13 protein-coding genes are annotated in these 16810 nt (G+C 51.4%); 3 read left to right on the plus strand and 10 right to left on the minus strand.

Going from position 1 to position 16810, the window contains the following annotated elements:
• The first annotated feature begins 36 nt into the window (after window positions 1-36).
• Both ACLI1P_RS09640 and ACLI1P_RS09645 read left to right on the plus strand, forming a co-directional pair.
• Window positions 37-1695 carry an AAA family ATPase gene (locus ACLI1P_RS09640; RefSeq protein ID WP_411708717.1) on the plus strand — a complete coding sequence of 553 codons (1659 nt, stop codon included), beginning with the start codon at window positions 37-39 and terminating at the stop codon, window positions 1693-1695.
• A gap of 251 nt (window positions 1696-1946) precedes the next feature.
• Window positions 1947-2900 (plus strand): integrase core domain-containing protein, encoded by a 954-nt coding sequence (locus ACLI1P_RS09645; RefSeq protein WP_411708718.1) that lies wholly within the window; start codon window positions 1947-1949, stop codon window positions 2898-2900.
• Here ACLI1P_RS09645 and ACLI1P_RS09650 read toward each other — a convergent pair.
• Window positions 2897-4113 (minus strand): IS3 family transposase gene (locus tag ACLI1P_RS09650; RefSeq protein WP_115021451.1). Its coding sequence is split into 2 segments (ribosomal slippage): window positions 2897-3852 and window positions 3852-4113, totalling 1218 coding nucleotides; the frame shifts between segments, so codons are not numbered across the junction. The genes ACLI1P_RS09645 and ACLI1P_RS09650 overlap by 4 nt on opposite strands.
• A 219-nt stretch (window positions 4114-4332) precedes the next feature.
• Here ACLI1P_RS09650 and ACLI1P_RS09655 point away from each other — a divergent pair.
• Window positions 4333-4773, plus strand: a complete 441-nt coding sequence (locus ACLI1P_RS09655) for a hypothetical protein (protein WP_411708719.1) — start codon at window positions 4333-4335, stop codon at window positions 4771-4773.
• A 413-nt stretch (window positions 4774-5186) separates the two neighbouring features.
• Here the strand turns inward: ACLI1P_RS09655 and ACLI1P_RS09660 are convergent, their stop codons facing one another.
• From ACLI1P_RS09660 to ACLI1P_RS09700, 9 genes are all read right to left on the minus strand, one after another.
• Window positions 5187-5954 carry an ATP-binding protein gene (locus ACLI1P_RS09660; protein WP_411708720.1) on the minus strand — a complete coding sequence of 256 codons (768 nt, stop codon included), beginning with the start codon at window positions 5952-5954 and terminating at the stop codon, window positions 5187-5189.
• Between the two features lie 5 nt (window positions 5955-5959).
• Entirely contained in the window at window positions 5960-7594 is a 1635-nt protein-coding gene (gene istA, locus ACLI1P_RS09665) for an IS21 family transposase (protein WP_411708721.1), read from the minus strand.
• Window positions 7595-8091: 497 nt separating this feature from the next.
• Window positions 8092-8988 (minus strand): UTP--glucose-1-phosphate uridylyltransferase, encoded by an 897-nt coding sequence (locus ACLI1P_RS09670; RefSeq protein ID WP_411709715.1) that lies wholly within the window; start codon window positions 8986-8988, stop codon window positions 8092-8094.
• Between the two features lie 133 nt (window positions 8989-9121).
• Window positions 9122-9961, minus strand: coding sequence for an ABC transporter ATP-binding protein (locus ACLI1P_RS09675; RefSeq protein ID WP_411708722.1), 840 nt, complete (start codon window positions 9959-9961; stop codon window positions 9122-9124).
• Window positions 9945-10829 carry an ABC transporter permease gene (locus ACLI1P_RS09680; RefSeq protein WP_411708723.1) on the minus strand — a complete coding sequence of 295 codons (885 nt, stop codon included), beginning with the start codon at window positions 10827-10829 and terminating at the stop codon, window positions 9945-9947. The genes ACLI1P_RS09675 and ACLI1P_RS09680 overlap by 17 nt, the downstream gene beginning before the upstream one ends.
• Before the next feature lie 30 nt (window positions 10830-10859).
• The gene (locus ACLI1P_RS09685; protein ID WP_411708724.1) at window positions 10860-12098 is read right to left on the minus strand and encodes a glycosyltransferase; all 1239 of its coding nucleotides are present in this window, start codon (window positions 12096-12098) and stop codon (window positions 10860-10862) included.
• Between the two features lie 11 nt (window positions 12099-12109).
• Entirely contained in the window at window positions 12110-14245 is a 2136-nt protein-coding gene (locus ACLI1P_RS09690) for a hypothetical protein (RefSeq protein WP_411708725.1), read from the minus strand.
• 326 nt (window positions 14246-14571) lie between these two features.
• Window positions 14572-16098 carry a glycosyltransferase gene (locus ACLI1P_RS09695; protein ID WP_411708726.1) on the minus strand — a complete coding sequence of 509 codons (1527 nt, stop codon included), beginning with the start codon at window positions 16096-16098 and terminating at the stop codon, window positions 14572-14574.
• A 1-nt stretch (window position 16099) separates the two neighbouring features.
• A complete protein-coding gene (locus ACLI1P_RS09700) occupies window positions 16100-16708 on the minus strand; it encodes a hypothetical protein (RefSeq protein WP_411708727.1) in 609 nt (202 codons plus the stop codon).
• Between the last annotated feature and the right edge of the window lie 102 nt (window positions 16709-16810).

Consider the following 16810-nt stretch of genomic DNA (forward strand, 5'->3'; position numbering starts at 1 on the left):
TAACCCCACCGCCCATTTATCTGGAGAATGCTCACAGTGGATACAGAGATCGAATTGGCCAACACACAAGAGAGCCTTACAGTCAAGGAATGGGCCGTCCCATCATTTAGTGGACAGCCGGTCCTACTTTCAGCCAAACGGGAAAGCCCGACATTGCTTTTAGGTTCGAACGGATCGGGAAAGTCGGCCCTTCTTCTCTGGCTTCATGCCAACGCAGATGAACTCCCAATCGTCAGAATAGTAGGCCACAGAAGAATTTGGTTACATACTAGTTCCCCAGTCTTCGACCCGAACGGCATCGGAATCCGCCATTTGACGAGAAACCGTGCTGAACCAAAGACACGCACCTCGGCCGATTTCGAAGATGATGAGATTTCTCAAACCTTAGTCAAAGTCCTTTATGATTTTCATGACACAAACAACCGTATAGCTTCAGTGATTCGCTCAGCCAAAGGAACTGACAAGCAGGTCCCTGAATCTCACTTTCAGAAACTTACGAGGATTTTCACGGCATGCGGGCTCGACCTACGCCTAGATTGGCACTCCAGCATCGGTATCTTTATAATCCGAGTGACCGATGGAGTCGAGATAAAAGTCCCCATAACCGAATTGTCAGATGGTGAGAAATCAGCCCTGCTACTTGGGGCAGAAATCATATCCCAGCCGTCAGGAACAATCTTTCTAATTGACGAACCTGAACGCCATCTTCACAGAAATATTACGTCGAAATTAGTTTTGGAATTGATTAAGGCACGTCCAGACTGCGCTTTTATAATTTCAAGTCACGACGAAAGGCTAGCCGAAGACTTCCTACACCTTGGATATACGTTGCTAGTCTCTTCCGGCGTGAAATGGGAGAGCTCTTCCCCGGTTCGGTGGGCTTTGAAAAAGGTCGAAAAACCTCAGTTTGAAGCAATCCCGGAATCCTCACTCAAAGCTATTTTGGGCGGAAGACAAAGAATAATCTTTGTCGAAGGCCAAGCAAACAGTTTAGATAGAAAAATATATGAAGCTCTCTACCCTGGATTTCGCGTGGTTCCCTCGGGAAGTTGCCGAAACGTAATCGCGTCCACAAACGGAATAGCCCAGTCTAAGGATCATCACTGGCTTACTGCAATGGCCATCCTTGACCGTGACTCTCGAGACGAATTCCAAGTCAATCGTCTCCGATCGGAGACGATACAGGTACTATCCGTCGAGGAAGTTGAGTCGGTCCTTTACAGCAAAACCGCGGTATATGAAATGTCACGCATCCTAGAAAAGAACTTCGATTCTTCCGCAGGTTCTACCATCAACCGTGTAGAGGGCAAACTGACAAGTCTGTTTTCAAGTGAAAAAGCACTGACGAGGTTGGCGAAGACCACCGCCACAAAGCAGTTACACCACTCAGCTGTCGACAGATTAGCGAGCTTGGAACTCTCAGACGCGGATTCAGCCGACGTAATTCTTAGCTTGAGCAATCCTCTCCCGAAAGTCCTTGACAACTTGAATACTCTTGTCACTAACCACGAGTGGTGGAGGATTATCGAGAACTACCCAGTCAGAGACCTTGGCGTGCCTAAGCAAATCTGCGACGCACTTAGTATTAGCGAAACAAGGTATGTGGGGGCGCTTCTGAAGCGAATTAAAGAAAGCTCAGACTTCAGACTTGAAATTTTCCGAGTTGCAGGACTAGATCCCCACGCTTGTCCTTAATCGAGTTAAAGCAACAAGATTAAGGTATCGATCCCATCCCCAGAAAGTAGTAGACACGTCAGGGTTAGCAATGCTGCGTGAGATTTAGGGATATTTTAGGCAAGGAGTGTGATGTCTATGGAGTTTTTGGACACGGAGTCTAATGGATTTTTGGACGGGGAGTCCAGATAGTTTTTGGTCACGGAGTCCAAAGACTTCCTTGTCGTGATGTCTCAAGACTTTTTGGACAGTCGGTGGGTTGGAATACCAAGATGGCTATTTCAACCCATCTCCGCAAGAAAATAGCGGACTTCGACCCAGTAAGAGACGGACGAACCGTCACCCAATTCTGCAAGGATATTGGCGTATCTCGCCAAACCTATGCCAACATCAAACGCCGCGTTGAACAACGCGGCCGTGCAGGCATCCTGCCTGACTCCACCGCCCCGCATTCCCCAGCCAGAATCTACGATGATCACCTTCGTCAGAAAGTCATCACAGCTCGATCAGTGCTCAAGGCCCAGGGACGTGACTATGGCCCGTGGTCAATCTATTACTACCTCATTGATGACCTTGGTTTAGAGCACCCACCGGCACGGTCTACGATTGCGCTTTGGCTCCACGAAGCTGGTGTTGCTGAGGCCAATGCCCGTAAACGTCCTCGTAAAAGCTATAAACGCTGGGCACGCGATAAAGTCGATGAGCTGTGGCAACTCGACGGGTTTGTCTACCGACTCTTTGACACTCCACATACCCAGATCACTATCTACCAGCTGGTTGATGATGCCAGCCGGTTTGATCTGGGCTCACAAGCCTTCGCCGCCAAAGAAAACGGATTCGATGCTCGCACTACCTTGGCCGCAGCAATAGAAACGTATGGTCGCCCGCAGGAACTTTTGACCGATAACGGTGAAGCTTTTGCCACCTATCACCGGGGCCGATTGTCCGATACCGAGCGCTGGCTCGCCGCCCAAGGTATCTGGTCCATTGCAGGTTTTGGCCCGCAAACCCAAGGCAAAGATGAACGCTCGCATCAAACCATGACCAAGTTTCTCGATGCACGCCAACCTACGACACTTCAGCACGTCCAACAGCTGTTGGACGACTACCGCGAGTTTTACAACACCAGGCGCCGCCATCAAGGCCTGCTAGTCGGCAAAATGCACATCACTCCAGTGGGGTTGCCCGCAAATCGTGGACACGTAGTGGAGCTACCTAGTGGTTAGGCAGCTATTTCTTTTCTACTGGTGGTTAGACCAATGTGGTTTTCGAAGTCGACGGGGCTGACCATCCCGAGTGCAGAGTGCCGGCGTCGGCGGTTGTAGACGACTTCAATCCAGTAGGCAACGGCCTTGCGTGCAGCATCACGGGTCGCCCAGCGCTGCCGGTCATAGAATTCAGTCTTTAGCGTCGACCAGAACGACTCAGCCATCGCGTTATCGAAGCACACACCAGTACGCCCCACAGACTGGGCAATGCCCAGGTTGCGGCAGACCTCCCAGAGCTTCTCACTGGTAAATTGCGTTCCGCGGTCAGCGTGAAACACCAGCCCATCAGGAACATCACCGCGTAGCGTATGCGCCATCCGCAGGGCCCGTTCAACCAGGTGTGTGTCTTGAACGCTATCCATAGCCCAGCCCAGTACCCTGCGGGAATGACCATCGCGGACCGCGCACAAGTACAACCAGCCCTCACCGGTGCGCAGGTAGGTAATATCTGACATCCACACTCGGTTGAGCTGACCAGTATCAAACATGCGCTTGACCAGGTCAGGAAGAGTTGACTTACGCTTGGCTTGAATCGTTGTCACCGGGACAAAGGCACGCGGTGAAATCCCTTCAATGCCCATCATGCGCATCCGTTTAGCCACAGTCTTGCGATTCAAGGTGATCTGGTAGCGCTCGGCAAGCTCTGCGGTGATCCGCGGAGCACCATAAACCTCATCGGAGTCTTTCCAAATCTGATGAATCTTTCGGTCAACATCATCGTAAAATGCTGCCCGATCATCTTCGCCGGATAGTCGTTTCTGCTGCGCATGGGCCCATTTGTAGTATCCAGACCGAGATACTTTTAATAGTCGTGCCATGCGCTTGATGCTGTAGTTCGCCTTCTCCTGCTGCATTAGTTCGAACTTTTCTGCTCGCGTTGCTTCGCGGCGAAGAAGGCTGTCGCTTTTGACAAAAACTCGTTATCCATCTTGGCTTCTGCCAGCTCCCGGCGCAGACGAGCATTCTCAGCTCGGAGGTCAGCCTCGCTCATCCCATCGGAGGATCCTCGGCGTTCACGTTCGAGTTTGACCCACCGGCCCAAAAGCCCGGCGGAAACACCGATTTCCTTAGCCACATGAGCGATCGGTCGCTCTGACTCGATTACCAGGTTCGCGGCTTCACGCCGGTACTCCGGCGTGTACTTCTTGCGCTGTTGACTCACAATGAACATCCTCTCTTACGGACACAAGATCCGTACAAATAGGGTGTCCACTAAACGAGGGTAACCTCACCAGCCCAAGCCCGTGAGCACTTCGCCCACGCTCAATCCCCAACACAACCCATTGACCCGGATCTGCTGTGGGCCAAGATTGTGAAGTCATACCGGGATACACACTCAGAAAGCGCGATACACCACGAGCATCGTATCGAGAATGGGGTTAAAGAGGCGATGGCGCCGGTTGTGGGAGAAGTTGCAGCTTCTCCCACAACCATCGATGACGATAACGAACCAATCCAGCAAGAATCATCTCCTACCGTCAGTCCCACCGTAGACGGTCTATCCGCCCAGTCAAGCAACGCCTGGGGTATCCCCGACACACTGTGGATCAACAAAAGCGGAGTGGTGCGCATCCTGGGCTATGGATTCTATGTAGGACTCCGGTTTAAAAACCGGCTCATATACAGCCACGTTACCGATGACACCGCTGAGTTCTTCACTGATCATGATGGTGAAGCACTGTTTTCATTCCCACTGCCCATCAAGCTACTTGAGCGTCCAGCCGGCGGACAGATCAACATCGGGCATGTCGAAGGAATGTGGCACCGCCGGCCACCAGAGATCAAACCAATCCTGTCGCGTCCGCGCCCGTCGAGACGAAAGAAACCATAACCGGTAAGACGAGCTAGAGACTGTCCAAAAACACCAAAGACTCCCTGCCCAAAAAGCAGGGAGACTCCACGTCCAAAAAGTCATTGGACTCCTAGCCCAAAAAGTTACTGGACTCCGTGTCCAAAAAGTCCATGGACATAACATCAGCAACCCCAGATCGGCCCTAAGTCGCCTTGAGCTACTACTAGATACTCGCTGAAACGCTCCCGGATATTAATGGCGCTGCACAAAAAGCTTGTCACGACACAGAATGCCGGTACCGGCTACGAGGACTCGCTATACCTACCACTCCAAGCTAGACAATCTAGGCCCCTTTGCTGTTCAGAAGATTGAAATGGTAGCGGTGTGGTGAGTATCTGGTAGCGCCTGAGTGAGTATCCGGTAGCGGTGTCTCACTCAGGCGTTGTTGGTGGTTATGCGTGGGTGGTCAGTCTCATGTTTGGTCCTTCGAGTGTGATGATCTCGGCGCCGGAGACGAGTCGGTTGAGGATTGACTCGGAGATCACGGTGTCGGGGATGGACTTGTACCACTCCTGCGGGGTGAATTGTGAGGTCACAATTGTTGACACTTTGCCTTCACGCCCGGCGAGGATGTTGAGTATTTGGTGCGCGGTTGCGGCATTAATGGGTGTGGTGAGGAAGTCATCTAGGACCAGGACGTCGACGTCGTGGAGGTGTTGGATGAACTTCAGCCGTATGGGGTCATCGGGTTGTAGGACTGCTAGTTCGGCGGCGAGCATGTCGGTGCGGTAGAACCGTGCGGAGTAGTCGTTGCGGCATGCTGCTGTGATCAGTGCTTGGGCGAGGTAGGTTTTGCCGACTGAGGATTTGCCCAGGATGACAATGTTTTGGCCCAGGTGGCACCATTGTCCGTGAGCGAGTCTGCTGACTTGCTCGGGGTTGATGTTGCGGTCAGGTGTGCAGACCACGTTTTCAAGGCAAGCATCAAGGTTTGGCGATCGGGATGCTTTCAGCAGTTTGTTGATGCGTCGTTCACACCTGGCCGCGACTTCTTTATCGAGTGCGTAAAGCACTTTTTGGGAAAACGTCCATGCGTCGAATGCGGGGTCGTTGGCGATGTCGATGACGCTTCTGCCGAAGGCAGTCATCCGCAGCGCGGTGAAGTCGGCCAGGACGGATTCATCAAGGAAGCGATCTGTTGGCGGGGTTGGTGATGACATGGGCTTTAGTTTCCTTTCTGAATGAGGTTGTCCATGCTGAACTGTTCTGCACCGCCGAGAAACGCGCCGGTGGTATCCCGGTCGGAGGGTGCTGTGCCGGTGGGCTGGTTGGTTGTGGTGCTGCGCGGGAGCTGGTCTAGACCACTAGGCCGTGTGGCGTGTTCTTTGCGTACGACGGCCATCATGTTTTTGACCGCGGTATAGGACACCGCCCGTCGGCTGTCGTCGTTGGCGGTCAGGCGCTGGCATGCCTCTTCCAGGATTGGTTTGTTGCCGTGTTTGCCCATTGACAGAACGTTTCTGCAGGACTGGTATGCCTGGGCCGGGATGGCTTTCGCCGCGATAAGTTCTTCGATGACCTTGCGTGTTGCCGGGCCGGTTTTGCTGGCTTCACGGTAAAAGTAGTCGCTTGTCCACAGTCCACGAGTGGAGTCCATACCAGAGGGAATGTGCTCATAGTCAGTGACATAGGCCCCACGCTTATGCGAAACCCGGTGGGTTGCCACGGTTGTTCCCTGGTCAAAGACGGTCAAGACTTGCCCGGTGATGCGTACATCGACAGTGCGGCCAACAAGCTGGTGTGGGACGGAGTAGCGCACGGTTGAAACCGTGATATGGAAATCTGGGGCCACTTTCGCACGCTTCCACTCGGTGTGTTGCCACGGGGTTTCCGGCAGGTCAGCAAGGAGATGTTGCTCATGTTCTTCAAAGAGATCCCTGCGGCTTGACTGCTGACTGCGAAACGGCACGGAGGTATTGATCGCGTCGACTACGCCCACAATCTTTCCGTTGAGCTCGTCTAAATCAACACACTGGTGGCCATCGAGCGCGTGGATGACTTTGTGCGTGACGATCTTTACCGCAGCTTCCACATTCGCTTTATCCTTCGGCCGACGCGCACGAGTGGGAAGTGCTGCTGTGTTGTAGTGCTCCAAGAACTGCTGGTAGGTGTCGTTGACCTTCCGATTCCTATCGGCAGTGCTGATCGCATTCGACGCCGTCGACGCGTTATCGGGTACAACAACCTGGCAGACCCCGCCGAAGTAGTCAAACGCTTGACGGTGGGCATCAAGCCAAGACTGCTGCCGCTGGTCAACACACGCACAGGCAAACAGCATCCCTGAATACGGCAGCGAGGCGACGAAAATGCTGACTTTCTCACCCGGTGTGCCGGAAGGGGCGTACAGGCGCATTCTGGTCCCTGCCCAATCCACCTGCATCGTATGCCCTGGTGCGTGAGTGATCCGGGCGGTCAGCCCGGCCGCATCGACATGGGAGGCAACCAGCTGGCGGAACCGGTCGTAGCTGTAGTGCCGCTGGCCCGGCTGGGCGGGGGTGGTAGTGTAGCGAGCCCACAATACTTGCAGTGTCTGCTTCGCACGCCCTGTGCGTGCTTTAACGACCGCGTCAAAGTCAATCGGGACGAATTCGCCTTGCCCGCTGGTGCGTTTATCAACGAATATCTCATCCAGCTCGTCATTCGTCAACGCCGCGACCTGCTGGGCAGTGGTCAGGCCAAGGCTTCGCAGCGCTTGGTTCGCTCGGGAAATCGCGCGGTGCGAGCACCCGAGCTGGTCTTCAATCTGGCGGTAAGAACGCTTCCCTAAAAGCAGCGTCATCACCGCACGGTAATCCGTCATCAGCGGACTCCTTCCAGTACACGCCGCACCCGGATGGTGCGACTACCGGAAGTATCACCCCGAGCGCGCTGAGCTGCTACCAGATACTCACTAAAGCGCTACCAGATAGTCACGACACTGCTACCAAATAGCCGGTCGCAACACCTTTGCAACCACTGCGATGTTCTTTTTGTCGAGCTGTGCGGGTGATATTGCCGGTTCTACTCGCTCGGCAGACTTAGCGTGCACTGCTTGGGCCTGGCCATGCTTGCCGACGCCTCCCCTACCCGGTCAATCGGCAAGATATAAGCGCCTCTACCGGAAGCCCGTTCAATGCGGCGTAGCAAGCCCCACGAGGGCCACAAGGTTAGCCGCAGTGTCGATTTCTCCTCCGTCTAGAATCACTCCAGACTGCTCGCCTTGAGCGCGGGGACCTTGCGAACGTTCCCAGTGCGTTTGCGGCAAATCTGACGATTTTCAACTAGGCAGCTGCGGTGGTTGAACCAATAGGTGTTTACCTACCCCAGCTCGGATCGGTACTTCTCCATGATCGCCTCTAGGTCACGGAAAAGCGCCGGACCGTACTTCGGGTGGCGCAGGCCGAACTCGACGCTGGCCGGGATGAAGCCAGCTGGATTACCCAAATCGTGGCGGATACCGTTGTGCACGACGACGTGGACGGGGTGTCCTTCGGAGATGAGGAGGTCAATGGCGTCGGTAAGCTGCAGCTCCCCGCCCTTGCCGGGGTTGATGCGGCGCAGCGCGTCAAAAATTGCCCGGTCCAGAAGGTAGCGGCCGGTCGCCACCAAGTTCGACGGGGCGTCCTCGGCGGCAGGCTTTTCCACCATGCCCACAACCTTCTTCACGCCCTTCTGCTCAGTGTCCTCAATATCAAACACGCCGTAGTTCGACACGTGTGCCGGGTCCACCTCCACCGCAAGCAACACGGAACCGCCGTGCTCTTGGCGCACACGAATCATCTCGCTCATGGCAGCGGTGGGCTCAATGACGTCATCGGGAAGCATTACGGCGAAGAATTCTTCGTCGTCATCCAACACATCTTCAGCCAAACCTACAGCATGGCCCAAGCCCAGAGGCTTCTCCTGGGGCACGGCAACCGGATGGATAATCTGAGCTGCACGCTCCACCTTCGCAGCCTGCTCGTCCTTGCCGCGAGCTCGCAGAATCTCAACAAGATCCGGGAACTCGTCAAAGTGACGAAGCACCTCCTGCTTGCTTGGCGACGTCACGATGGCCAACCGCGTCGCTCCTGCTGCTGCGGCTTCCTCCGCAATCATTTCGATGCCGGGGGTATCAACCACTGGGAGGAGTTCCTTCGGAACAGTCTTCGTGGCGGGCAGGAAGCGAGTGCCCATGCCGGCGGCTGGGACTACGACAGATTTCAAATAAGAAATAGATAGTCTCGACAATCTTGCACCAGTCTTTCAAACAAACAGATCTAAGGAGTATTGCGGTCACCATATGCATAGATGACTACAGGTAGAAGCTTCACATAAATTCCCGAACCACGGGAGTAATCAACAACTATTAAAGATTCCGATTCAAAAACTTTGCCGCTTGAGACTCGTAAATAATCCGAGGGGGAAAATATGAAGCTTGCGCTTCGGCGAAAAATTCTGCAGCTTCTTCAGGTTTACCGGTGACCAATCTATGCGCCCAATCACGGTATAGCTTACAAACCGTTTTAGGGTCGCCTTCAGTTACCACAGAGCCTTCGTGAAGCCACAAAGCTCTATTACAATTATCTTCAATTAACTGCGTTCCATGAGAAACAAGAAAGATAGTACCGGCCTCATCAAGGAAACCATCCATTCGCTCTTGCGCCCTATCGGCAAAAGCAACGTCGCCAGTGGAGAGAGCCTCATCAACAAGAAGAATATCTCGTACGACAGAAGTAGATATGGCAAACTTGAGCCGAGCTCCCATTCCAGAGGAATAAGAATTCATCGGCCGATGAACTGCCTCTCCCAAGTCGGCAAATTCTGCCACACTTGGCCAATATTCCTCGGCCTCACGTTTGCTCATCCCTTGAGCTAATAAACCTAGCTTAATGTTCATAACCCCGGATAACTGAGGCTGTAAAGCAGCAGAAACTCCAAGAAGCGTAGGCTCGCCACCTACCAAGACTTCGCCGGAAGTGGTCGCTTCACTACCCGCAATAAGCTTGAACATGGTCGACTTACCTGAGCCATTCCTCCCGATAACACCGACGTAGTCTCCGCGTTCAGCTACGAAAGAAACTTCTCTAAGTGCGTCAACAGTTGCGTTCCGCCGAAGGCCGAACGTATCGAGTAAAGACGGATCGGAAACCGGATACGACTTAGTGACAGAATTTAGAACGACTGAAGGGTTAGATAACTTTAACATACTTCGATTCCGCGCCCCAGAAAACAAGGAAGCCTACAGCTAGGCTGCCAAAAGACCAACATAGAAGTGAAACCCAAACTCGCCAATCGGGAGTCGTACCATCAAGTACGGCAGTTCGTACAGAACTAATGAACTGAAAGCCTGGGTTCGCCTGCATAACTGACCTAACCACGGGATGAGTCGCAAAGTTTTCCACCGAAAAGAAGACACCCGAAATGTAGAACCAACCCCTACTAACTACCCTTAACAGGGCCTTGGCGTCCGGGACAAAGGCAGTTAACCAGGAAACAAATAAAATTAACCCCAAGCTAAATATATGAATAAGAATATACAGAGGCACAACACAAATGACTGAAACATCAATCGGTTTATTAAGCTGACAAACCAGTGCGACGAGAACGGCCATCAAGGCTGGAGCCAAGTTATCAAGAAACTGTCTAACTACTAGCCCGATTGCGATAGACGCGCGCGGAAATCGAAACGCAGCGATCATCGCGCGATTCGACCGAATCAAACCCGCCCCACTGTTTAAACCTTGTTGCAAAAACCCAAAAAAGATAATTCCAATCAACAAAAATCCGACGAAATTATCAATCCCTCTCGAAGTACGGAGCAATAGACCAAAGATCAGCCCATATGTTGCCGCTTCCACCAACGGGTTGAGAATAATCCAGAGCTTCCCTAGCCACATACCTCGATGCCCCTGAAAAGCACGTGCACGGGCATCGAGGAGAATAAAAGAGCGCCTCTTCCAAAGTTTCAGTAGATATGCCCCAAGCGAGTCTCTAGCATCTAATGGGTGAACAGCAGAGTCGTCCACCAGAATTGATACACGCTGATGTTGAGAATCTTTCGTATTCCCGTTCATGCTAGGCACAGCTACTCCTCACTCTGTCAACTAGGCCGTTATCATCGGACCACAGCAGACCAACTTAACCAATGCTCTACATGTATTGCCCGTCGGCACGTCGGAATTCAATCGAATTCTTGTTAGATTAGCGCCACCTGGAACCACAATAAAAGCACTACCTTTTCCTACACTATCAGTGTAAAGACGCAGGTAATCTGCGCGCTCCGGCGTCCAAGGGTAGTGCCCCTCCACCTTGCTTCGATCTGAAAAGTCAAAAGACAAGGTGAAACAATTTTCCGCGTTATGCTCGCCAATAATAGAATAGTCCACACGGAATGCTACTCCGTCGCTGCCAAACTCGGTGCTAGGTACGGACAGCTTTTGCCACTTTCCTAGTTCTAGTTCTCCCTCAGCGCCGTAGCTAATCGACTCGGCGTATCGACTTCGAAGAACAAGACCTGGGAACTCAGTCTCAATATCATGGAATGCCATTTCCTGATACTCACTTAACTGACTTAGACGATTTATTAGGCGCGCACCCACGGGAGAAACAAAACTTGAAGTGTCTTGAGTTGAGTGCAGCATTTGCAGACTTCCTACAACGGTCGGATCCACAATAGTAGGCATAACACTGTCAATATTGTGATGTGCCGGAAAACCTGGCTCCTCAAAGCTGTGAAAGGAATTATTCGCTCGACAAATATAGGCCTGTCCAGCGGACGGATTTCGAACGAATTTTTTCCTAATATCGCTCACGAGACCATTCGAGTACAATGCCGCTGCTTGAATAGGAAAGGATACAGCCATCCCGACGTTATCTTGTACCAAGTACCTTTCCAAACACTCGAAATATGAATTGGAAAGAACATCATCGTCGTCGAGCCTAACCCATGCGTATAGGCCTCGAAATCCCGATCCCCAGGAAGCAACCTCCTCGCGGACGCTGTCTGCCATACTTGAGTCCGAAACAAGAACTGGCTTGAAAAAATCAAACCTATCAGAAAGATCCGACAAAGCAGACTTGTACTCGTCAGGTAGATTTTCCGAGTACTGGACTATGTGAACAATATTATGCTTAAAAGATGCTTTAGCCAAGGCGGGGACAGTAATGCGAGAAAGAATATCAAGCCGCTTATCCAAGCGTTCTGGCGCAAATAGGCGTCGCTCAAATTCAGCAGGATCAGTTCCAAATTCATGACGAATTCGTAGCCCTCCAGCGCTTCTACTAAACACTGAAAATCGGGTAACTATTACTATCGGAGCTCGGCTTGCGAAAGGATCAAACAAAATAACCTCACTTAGCTTTGGAGAGTTAGAACTCTAGGACAATTTCTATTTGCCAAAATTAGACTCTTTTGGAAACGAGCCGATCCCTCGGCAGAAAATGCATGTTCTCGTGGAATGAGCCTTGATTCACCCACGTACTCAGCAGCAATTGCGATGTGAGTCGTGCTATTGACTCGCTGTACCAGAAGATCAGGCAGATCTTGAATAGAATTAGTCCACTCAGTCTTCCCGTCTACTAGGACCCTAATTCGCCAATCGCGGGCGGGACCATAGTAAAACCGATCATGAATCCTGAGTTGCACGGAACCCTGCCCCTGCGGCTGACCGGTCCAAGTCAAAGGAATCTCCAACGTATCACCATGCTTGAGCAATGGCATACAATAGTCTGCTTCCAAAATCGAGGCTACAAGGGCGACAAATTCAGAATTTGCTCGCATTAGAAGAGCTCTGCCCCGGTCACGCTTTTCGATACTTTTTCCAACTGAATAATCGCTGGAAGAAATCAGTTCCATCTTTGCACGGAACTCTCCCGGATTTCCCACCAAAGTCGTCGCAATATTCAGCGGATAAATCTGCTCGATATCAGGAACACGATTAGAAAATACCCAGTCAGCCGCAGTCAAAATATATGGAACCATGGGCGACATTCTCGGACTGTTTCGTGTACCCGAGTGGGTAAGGAGGACTATTTCCGCTTTCAGAGACTGGGCCAGTTCTTCCATGGATGCAGCTTCCAACTCTTCTAAATGATAAACCTCATCAATCACAGAAAGTGGCAGGTCAGCGGAAAATGCCGGGGCGAATACATTTTCGGTGGCTTGGTCCTTATTGACCTTGATAATTGAATTAGTGTTAGATTGCTTCTCCACGATGTTTGGAAAGTCAGGGTGCATAAGTGCCGGCAAGAATTGAATATTTTGGAATCCTCGCGAAGCCAAATACCTATAGTTTCGTCGATTCGAGGTAACCACCATGTCGTAGAACTCCGCCATTCGGGCTATGACTTTGGTGCCACTAGTTTCTCCAGACTCAAAGCCCAATGTTTTTATGCCTTTTTCCCGAAGGAGCTTTGCACCCGTGGAGGTAATCGCAGCGGAATCGTCAGCTACGATGAGCAGGCCCTTTTGCTTTCCGAAGGCCTCTAATACAGGGCCAACATTCACTGCTTTTCCGCAGATACGAGAAGGATCCGGAACTAACAAACGAGATTCCTCCGAAGCAATTAAGATCTTCGCTTGGATACCGCTACGCCTTAATAGCTCAACCACTACGGATGACCGAGAAGTCTCTGCCGCACCTTCTTTCTGCAGTACCACGACCTCTCCTAAGTCCCCTCGCGACTCGTCTGAGTTGTGGTCCCGCGAATTGGTTCTGACCAAAGTCAGAGGAGCAGACGCTGCCTCTCTCGCGGCCGCGTTCGTACCATCAAATTGTGTAAACCAAACTTCTCTCTCTACAGCATCCAGCTTTTTCCAATCATCACCTTGCAAGAGTGCTTCTAATGCCAGTACACGAGAAAGGGCGGAGAAATTTCGATCGAAGCGGTCGCTGACCCTGGAGCTGAGCTCTGCGAGACCGCCGCTCTCGCTTAGTTCGCGGAAGGTTTCATCCGCCTCCTTGATGGACGAAGCTGTAAGCATCTCTGGGTAACTTCTAAATACTGCCTCCGACGGAACGACAGAAATAGTCGGAATTCCCATTGCCATATACTGGACCACCCGGCTAGGGTATTCAAAAAAGCCTAGGTCTCCAAGCCCGTCGAACCATGTTTCGAGACCACGATGATCGCCGAAAAATTGAGGAATATTTAGCGCAGCGCGAGTACTAGCTCCCGATAACAGCACCTCATTATTCCCGTCTAAGTAGCCCCCAGACAGACCGACATAGTCCGCTCCAACGTTTCCGTGGATACGAACGCTACTGGTTAGCTCTGCGAGCTTAAAATACCTCGACCGGCGGACTTCGTCCTGGACATTCCCCAAGAACATAAGATCCACGAGTGGTTCAGTCTCCCCCCAAACTTTGGGGAAAGCCGCATGATCAGTCCAAAAAGGAAAATTGACGCCCGTAGGCCGGCCAAAAAAGTTCTCGTAAAACTCTAAAACTTTGGCGTTGCCACAATGTAGAACTAGATCGTAGGAATCCACGACCGGACCATACGAGAGGTCAAAGAGAACTGGATCATCCGAGAACCACGCGACGAGAGTTATTCCTTGCTTCTTTAACTTATCCAATAGGTTAAACGGAAGCGAAGCGGGCCGCATAACGAAACAGACGTCTGTGTCAAAGTCAATCACTTGATGCACAGCAATCTCAAGCGCGCTAATGTCTTGCCCTCCGGACGGAAACTTGAAACCGTGCCCGATCTTTCCTGTATTCAACACACTGTGCCCCCGCGCAACTAGGGCTCGCTCTAGACTCGAGGCAACGTGTGTTTCCAAAATCCCGTCATATATCGATATCCGCATATCCCTTACCTAACTGCCTTAAATCCAAAATCTGCTGTACGGCTACTGACTTCAAAAGGATCAGCTGCATATACGGGAAACTGCGAAGCAACTGTGCCCAACTCTCCGAAAACTAGGCTTTTAAAGTTTGAAGCATCGATAGAAGTAAGCCATCCGGAGTTTGGTAGATAGTCCGTGAACTCTTCTTCAAACACTGAGTCCTCGTTTCGAAATGACTTACAAACGAGTGGAGTATCTTGTTGGCGTAGGGTCATTACAAGGTCGAAGGTGAAGAACTTTCCATACTCTACTTCTGGGTTCAAATACAAATTCAATTTCTTCACGCCGCTTAACTTCGTCGAATCTGTAGCAACGCTTTCCTCGAAGAACACTCCGTCGGGCAGTGCTTGGCCCTGGGTGAATTCTCTAATCCATTCTTTATCCAAAACAACTGATGAATCCACTGGAAAAATCTCGATGTACGTTGTACTTGCGCTCTTAGGCAGGCCCAACGTCGACAGAATCGTGTCGATTCGATGTTCGTAGGTGTGATGCGCCATCGTTACTCTCCACGCCGATTGTGCTTGGCGCCGACGATACTCGTCATTTTCGAGCAACATAGAAAGTTTCGGCAGCACTTCTGAGCGATCTTTGGCCAACGTAATTTCTTCCGTGGAATAGACGGACCTGATCGCCTCGCTCTCCATTCCGAACACGGCGGTCTTGCAAGACGACAGTTCAAAGACTCGCCTAGCACACATAGTTTTCGAATTGACGACAGAGTTTACATTCAAAAATACTTTAAAATCACGGTAGGCCTTAACCATCTCGCTGTATGGAAGGCTTCCTACGACATTATCGTCATATGGTTCCGGGAACTGATACCTCGGGTCTCCCCCTAAGGCCCTAGAAAATATCGAAAAGTCAAACTTATTCGCCGCAGGAAAAAGCGCCTCCATCTGCTCACGGCGCTCAGGAAATTTGTGGGCAAAGTACTGCCCCGCAAATGCTACATCTCCCTTCTCTTTGACATTGCTTCGGCATGGACTGTGCAGACGCGGGGACGCTGCAAACTGAAGAAGATTAACGGAAGCATCCGGTACCAATTCTTGGTATCGAGGTATCATCGCGGCATCACTCGTGAAGATGTAGTCGAAGAGCTTCGCCGTTTCGATAAAGTCTTCGAAGTGCGGGGGATCCTCCTTGTTCCAAAACACGGTAGGAATGGATCTCTGGTTACACGCCTCTACCAAATCTCTCAATGGCTTTTTAGGGCCGCTTGATGAGGTGACCATATATTTCCAGCGACCGTTGTTTCCGTTCCAAGCCGATTCAACCAATAGGAAATCAGGCTGTATAAAATCTAAATCTAGCTCAGCCTTATTGGGGCTAACCAGCCAAAGATTGAGAAAGTCCGAGAAAGAACGGACAGAAAATTCATCGAGAATTGCTACAACATTTCTCTTTTTCAAGTCCGGAACTAGTGAAAACGGCTCCCGCGTTTTACGGTAACAAGCTAACAACCGCTCGCGCGTATTCAATTCCTGCTTCACACTAACCTTCCAAGCTTCTAACGATCGTTGCTGGGTAAATGTCGGACTTAGCGTCCCCGAAGGCAATTCTCACGGGAGTACCATAAGTGATACTACGGATTTGGCTTTTGGCGTCTTGAGCCGAGGGACCGAAGTACAGATTGGAGGTCTCACTAATCCAACTTAGCGGCAATTGGCGACGGTAGCTTGATTCGTGTTCATCTGGCTCTAGCCAAATCACGATATTGCTATACCTACCAATTTCAAATAGAGGAGGGGCCGAGGAGTCTGTAACGTCGAACAACTTGACCCTTTCAAGAACACTCGGTGAAAGCGCTCGACTCAATTTTCCCAATCCATCTCGACTACCGACTAGAAGCGACTTTCCGGGCTGGCATAAGTACTCAGCAAGCAAGCTGTATGTACTCTCACGTTCCCCTGTAAGTAGCGTTTTTCCAGCAATGCCAGACTTGGAAGAACTTGGTTCGGCCTCTAGTAACTTGGCTAGGCCTTCTTCGATGGTTAGCTGGATGCCGTCCATTGCAAACCCTAATTCATCCCAGTTGGCGCTTTCGCTAGCACTCGCAGCCGCCTCGATTTCGGCAAGCTGACGTCGGAGCTTCTTGTCCATGCGAGTAACAGCAAACCTGATTAGTCTCAAGTATAAAAACGCACTGTAAACAGGGGCAAGGATGGCCAAGAGCCCGAAGCTCACCGCAAGCCGAATCGACGC

Origin of the sequence: Corynebacterium tardum (genome assembly GCF_046717785.1) — a bacterium.
Lineage (GTDB): Bacteria > Actinomycetota > Actinomycetes > Mycobacteriales > Mycobacteriaceae > Corynebacterium.

What these genes read in the sequence shown, in the direction of transcription:
- ACLI1P_RS09680 (WP_411708723.1), bottom strand. Translation starts at nt 10,829, where the DNA reads ATGAACGGGAATACGAAAGATTCTCAACATCAGCGTGTATCAATTCTG.
- ACLI1P_RS09675 (WP_411708722.1), bottom strand. Translation starts at nt 9,961, where the DNA reads ATGTTAAAGTTATCTAACCCTTCAGTCGTTCTAAATTCTGTCACTAAG.
- ACLI1P_RS09700 (WP_411708727.1), bottom strand. Translation starts at nt 16,708, where the DNA reads ATGGACAAGAAGCTCCGACGTCAGCTTGCCGAAATCGAGGCGGCTGCG.
- ACLI1P_RS09645 (WP_411708718.1), top strand. Translation starts at nt 1,947, where the DNA reads ATGGCTATTTCAACCCATCTCCGCAAGAAAATAGCGGACTTCGACCCA.
- ACLI1P_RS09660 (WP_411708720.1), bottom strand. Translation starts at nt 5,954, where the DNA reads ATGTCATCACCAACCCCGCCAACAGATCGCTTCCTTGATGAATCCGTC.
- ACLI1P_RS09655 (WP_411708719.1), top strand. Translation starts at nt 4,333, where the DNA reads ATGGCGCCGGTTGTGGGAGAAGTTGCAGCTTCTCCCACAACCATCGAT.
- istA (WP_411708721.1), bottom strand. Translation starts at nt 7,594, where the DNA reads ATGACGGATTACCGTGCGGTGATGACGCTGCTTTTAGGGAAGCGTTCT.